General features: G+C 68.3%; 3 protein-coding genes. All 3 read right to left on the reverse strand.

Annotated features, from left to right (window positions below; translation table 11 throughout):
• Positions 1-148: 148 nt before the first annotated feature.
• The gene (locus ELR45_RS16505) at positions 149-1,519 is read right to left on the reverse strand and encodes a glycosyltransferase family 2 protein (RefSeq protein ID WP_165367831.1); all 1,371 of its coding nucleotides are present in this window, start codon (positions 1,517-1,519) and stop codon (positions 149-151) included.
• A gap of 10 nt (positions 1,520-1,529) precedes the next feature.
• A complete protein-coding gene (wecB, locus tag ELR45_RS16510) occupies positions 1,530-2,720 on the reverse strand; it encodes a non-hydrolyzing UDP-N-acetylglucosamine 2-epimerase (RefSeq protein WP_129667393.1) in 1,191 nt (396 codons plus the stop codon).
• A 151-nt stretch (positions 2,721-2,871) separates the two neighbouring features.
• On the reverse strand, positions 2,872-5,476 hold a 2,605-nt coding region (locus ELR45_RS16515), incomplete at its 5' end, for a helix-turn-helix transcriptional regulator (protein WP_240759792.1).

The following is a 5,476-nucleotide window of genomic DNA, read 5'->3' on the forward strand; positions in this document are numbered from 1 at the left end:
AGCACGCGCGAGCGGTGCGCGCCGAACGCCGGCGCGCACCTCACATACTACGGCGCCAGGTCTATCCGGGGGGTTATAGACCTGGCGCCGTGACATGCGCGGGCGTCATCCTCCGTGGGCCGCCGGGGCACCGGCAATGTCCAGTACCTCATGGCGTGGGAACGGGTTCACGCATTTCTGGCGGCGCCGCCTGCACGCTGACTTCGACGGCCTGGCGCGTGCCCCACGACGATCGCCTGAGCGTCACCAGAGACCAGAACCTGAGCGGAAGCATGACGAACAAGTTCATATACCCGTACAGCGGCGCCGTCACGAACGACACCATCCGTGACCATCCAGACTGGCCGTCCCTGCGCACGTCGAAGTACCGCACCGCCCGTGCCGTCGCCATCAGACCGACGAACACCAGATACTCGCCGATGATCACGTGCCCGGTGATGAGCGGATGCACTCCCACCATGTAGACCAGGACCGTGGAGAACACGATCCATTGGGCCACCTCCAGCAGTGTCAGCCACCACGCCGCCCGCGACGGCCGCAGGTGGGACAGCACCCACGCCGACTCACGGAAGAACGACCGTCCCCAGCGGGCTTGCTGCCGGACGAAATGCCCCAGCCTGTCCGGCACGGCGGTGTGCGCGATCGCCGTCTCGATGAACACCACCCGGCCCTGTGTGAGGCAATAGTTCGTCAAACGCCGGTCGTCCCCGGTGACGGCCGGACGTCCCAGGAACCGCTGCGTCAGGAAGTCGTCCAGGTGCCGCAGCACGACGTCCGCGCGGTAGAACGCCAAGATCCCGCAGACGCACAACACGCTGCCCGCGTGCGAGTACGCCGCACGCTCCCCGAGAAACGCATTCGCATACCGGACATCCTGTAGCCGCGTCAGCAGGTTGGTGTCGTAGTTCAGCGGCAGCACCAGTCCGGTGGCGGCAGTCACCTTCCGCGATCGGAACGCTTGCATACCCTCGTCGACCGCATTCGGCTCCAGCACACTGTCGGAGTCCACGCACACGAACACGTCGACCTCGCCCGCCATGGCCCGAAACCCCACGGCCAGACCCTCGCGCTTGCCGAGATTCACCGGCTGCCGTACGACCGTGATCCGCGAATCCAACGTGGCGTAGCAGACGGCCACGTCATGCGCGGCGAGACCGTCCGAGTGATCGTCTACGATCACGATCCGCTCGGGAGGGAACGTCTGCGAGAGCAGCGAATCCAGACAGCGACGCAGCAACTCGGGGTCCTCGTTGTAGATCGTGACCACGACCCCTACGCGCATCCTGGGGTTGGACCGTGGCCGACGCCGGGGCGGCACCAACGAGGCGAACAGCTTGCCACCGAGGATCGTGAACACCGCCACCCCGTACACGCCGGCGAGGCCATCGGCCGCGGACCTGACGAGTACCAGTGTCGCCGTGATAAAGAACAGGATCAGTGCGGTCAACGTCATCCGTTTCGTGCGGGTCGACGCGAGCCTGGACCCGGCCGTCGCCCCGGTGCGGTACCTTCCGCGCATCACGCGACCGCTACGACGCCTTCGCTTCTTCGACCTCATGTGCCACCGTGGCGAACTCCGCCAGCCTCCGGCCGACCCCGAGCAGCTCCTCGATGGCGGCACGAGTCCGCGCCGCCGCTCGTCCGTCTCCGAACGGGCTCACCGGGTCGAGCGCCGGCCCACCGTCTCCAGGCCGATGGTCGAGAAGCGTCTGCACAGCGTGGACGATCGTGCCAGTTTGAGACCCCACGAGCTTCGCCGCGCCCGCGTCCACGGCCTCGGGCCGCTCAGTCGTGTCCCTCGTGACCAACACCGGCACCCCGAAGCTCGGGGCTTCTTCCTGGATCCCGCCCGAGTCGGTCAGTACGACGGCGGATCGGCTCAGCAGGTAGGAGAACGGGCCATACGACATGGGTTCCAGTACCCGCACGTTCGCCATCCCGGCGAACGACGGAAGCAGCCGCGCACGGACCGTCGGGCCGGCATGCATCGACAGCACGACCAACAGCTCCGGCCTGGCCTGTGCGATCGCGGCCACGGCCCGCACGATCGCCGCCAATCCCGCGTCCCACGCCTCCCGGTCACGTGCCGTCACCAGCAGGATCGGCCGCCCGAACGCCATCGCGTCCTCCACCATGGCGTCACCGGTGGACTGCTGCTCGGAAGCGGCATAGGTCAGCGCATCGATCACCGTGTTGCCGGTGACGGTCACGTCGGCCGGGTACACCCCTTCTTCGAGAAGGTTCGCCCGGCTCATCCACGTCGGGGCCAGATGAAGTGAGGCGAGCTGACTGATCAGCCGCCGGTTGACCTCCTCGGGGAACGGTGAATAGAAGCATCCCGTTCGCAGCCCCGCCTCCACATGGACGACGGGCAGCTGCGCGTAGAAGCCCGCCAGCGCGGCGGCCATCGCCGTCGTCGTATCCCCCTGAACGATCACGGCGTCGATCTCCTGGGAGGAAAGGAGATCCGAGTACGCACCCAGTGCCCGCGCAGTCACCTGCGTCAACGACTGCCCCGGCTCGATGATGTCGAGGTCGACGTCGGATGTGATTCCGAACAGCTGGTTGACCTGATCGAGCACCTGCCGGTCCTGGCCGGAGACAGCTACCACCGGCTGCAGCCATGGGCTTTTACGCAACTCCCGCACGACCGGTGCCAGCTTGATCGCCTCGGGACGCGTGCCGTAGGCGACAAGAACCGTATGCTTCCCCTGGTTCACTGGTTCCCCTCTCGTAGACCCCACTCAGGTGGCCCGGCTGCGGCGGCTCGATGCCGACATGTCCGATGCCGTCATGGAGGAAAGAGCGGCGATACCGCCCGAAACGCACGGCGTTCGGCTCGTGATCTGGTTCACATGCGGCGATGCGGTCTTACGACGCGGGCTCCCCAGGGGCGGACTCGTCGTCCAGGTGGTCGTCGTTCGTTGAGGTGACCAGGCTGGCCAGCTCAGACCTAGACCTCACACCGATCTTCCGGTACATCCTGCTCAAATGTGCTTCAACGGTACGAACAGATACGAAGAGGTCAGCAGCGATCTCCCGGTTACGCTTCCCGGCGGCCACCAGGTCCGCCACCCGCCGCTCGGCGGGCGTCAGCCCTTCGACGTGCGCGTCCCAGGTGTCCCCGCGGCCCGACGAGTACCGTCCCGACGCCCGCAGCTCCTGCTCCGCGAGATCCACCAGCGCCACTGCGGCGCATTCCTGTGCAAGTACCTTCGCCCGACGGAGCCATCCGGCGGCTTCCAACCGTTGCCTGAGCCGGCGCAGCCTCTCGCCGAGACACAGTGTCGTCTTCGCCAGCTCCACCGGAGACAGAGCCTCGGTGACCGTCTCCAGCGCCACCTTGAACAGGCCGATCGACTCATCGCCCTCGGCTACCAGTGCTCGGCACCGGGCCAAGGCATGCTGTGCCCAGACCGTCGGCGTCTTCATCACCCGCTCTTCGAACTCCGTCAGGGCAATCTCGGCACGGCGGAGGTCACCCGCGCGCACGCACGCCTCGATGTAGTCCGGCTCGACCGGGAGGAGCGACGGGTCGACGTGCTCCAGTGCGAAACGCCGCGCACGTTCGAGGGTGGCGATCGCCTCGTCGAATCGGCCTTGGGCCAGCAGCAGGCCGCCGGCTTCGAACTGCAACAGGGCGGTTGTCCAGCCGTCACTGTGCCGCCGCGCCCGCTCCACCGCGTCGCGATGGCACGCCCAGGCCAGCTCTTCCTCGCCGAGCAGCGCATACGTCCTGACCATGGACGCCGGGAGGATGGCCCGCCAGATGCCTCCGGCGCCCAGCCGCCGCCCTTCGTTGCCGGCGTCCCGCGCCGTCACCAGGTGCCCGGCCTTGGCCTCGAGCACCGTCAGCGCAGCGTGCGCCGCGCTCATCAGCAACGGTGACTCACGCAGGCGCACGTCCCGGATGATCCCGCGAAGCAACCGGCGGGCCGTGTCGAAACGCTCGGCCCGCAGCAACACCGTGGCGCGGTAGATACGCTGCTCCGCCTCAGCGAAGATGTCCTCCGGCCCGGCGGTGTCGTCGAGTAGGTCAAGCGCACGGCTGAGGTCTCCGCTGATCGACGCGAGCCAGGCGGAAGCCCGTCGGTACATGAGGTGCGTAGCGTCATCGAAATGGCCCGCGTACCGCTCCGCTACGGTGAGGAACCGGTCGGCTTCGGCCTGTTCCATCCGCGCGGCATAAGCGAACACAGCGAACAGGTTCATGCGGGCCGCACGGTTCGGGTCGACGTCGGCCAGTTCCTCAACGTGCCGCGTGATCAGACCGGCCGCCACGTCCCCGTCGAGCATGTTGCGCGCCCGAGCCTCGAGCAGCGCGAGGTCCGCGCGTTGCTGAACGGACGTGTCCAGCCGGAACCGCTCTTGGGCGACGCCGATGACCTCCTGGAAGCTACCGGCGAACAGGGCGAGCCGGCCCGCCAGCAGCAGCCGCTCCACACGCTCAGAGTCGCGGGCGGTCAGGCGCACCGCCTCCCGCGCGAACGCGAGCGCGCGGTCCAGCTCTCCCCGGGCCAGCGCATGATCGGCGGCGCGCCGCAGCTCGGCCGCCCGCTCGTCGTCCTCGTCATGGCGCAGCTGGGCCAGGTGCCACAGCTGCTGCTCGGAGTCCCTGCCGTCGTAGGCGGCGGCCAGCGCCTCGTGCGCACGGGAGCGCTCGGCGAGCGACGCGGCATGCCAGACCACCGACGGCACCACCGGCCGCTGCAGGCCGAACTCGCCGTCGATCTCGGTCAGATGCTCGTTCATCAGCCACGCGAGCAGCCCTTCGCCGTGTTCACGCAGCGCATTCAGCACCGGAGCGAGCTTGCGGTCCTCGTTAGCCGCCACCACCAGCAACGCGTGCCGCTGCGCCGCCTCCAGTCTCCCGAGCTCCTCCCGCAGCGGCGCCTCCAGAACCGGCGACCGGGGCAGGTGACGCTCGAGCGGCATCTGGCCGGTGCGTTGCTCGGCGGGTATCCGGCTCACCACGTCCAGCAGCGCACCCGGGTTACCGCCCACCCGGCCGGCGATCGCGGCCGCGACCCGCGGCGACATCTGCGACCCACCGGCACGCTGAACCAGCCGCACCGCTTCGGACGGGGACAGCTCGTCGAGGCCGACCGTCGCCAGGCCGTTGAACGGTGCCACATCACCGGAGCGGTCTGCCGCCAGGATCATCGCCAACGGCACCGACCGCAGCCGGCGAGCGACGAACCCGAGCACCTCCTGGGATCGTGCATCCAGCAGGTGCGCGTCGTCCACGGACAGCAGCACCGGAGAGCTCACGCGACCGATCAAGGCCTGCAGCCGTCTCGCCACGTCGTAAGCGTTCGCCTCCTCCGTCAGGCTGTCGAGCAGGTCCTCAGCCTTCGGCTCCAGCTCCTGCTGCTCGCCCGGGTCCAGCGATCCGACCAAGGCGGACAGCACGAGGTGCAGCCCTGAGTACGCCCACTGACGCTCGGTCTCGGCCCCCACCATCTGTGTGACCGCG

Source organism: Phytoactinopolyspora endophytica (assembly GCF_004138495.1).
GTDB classification, from domain to species: Bacteria; Actinomycetota; Actinomycetes; order Jiangellales; family Jiangellaceae; genus Phytoactinopolyspora; species Phytoactinopolyspora endophytica.

Excerpts from the sequence above, each read along its gene's own strand:
- ELR45_RS16505 (WP_165367831.1), bottom strand. The coding sequence starts at position 1,519 with ATGCGCGGAAGGTACCGCACCGGGGCGACGGCCGGGTCCAGGCTCGCG.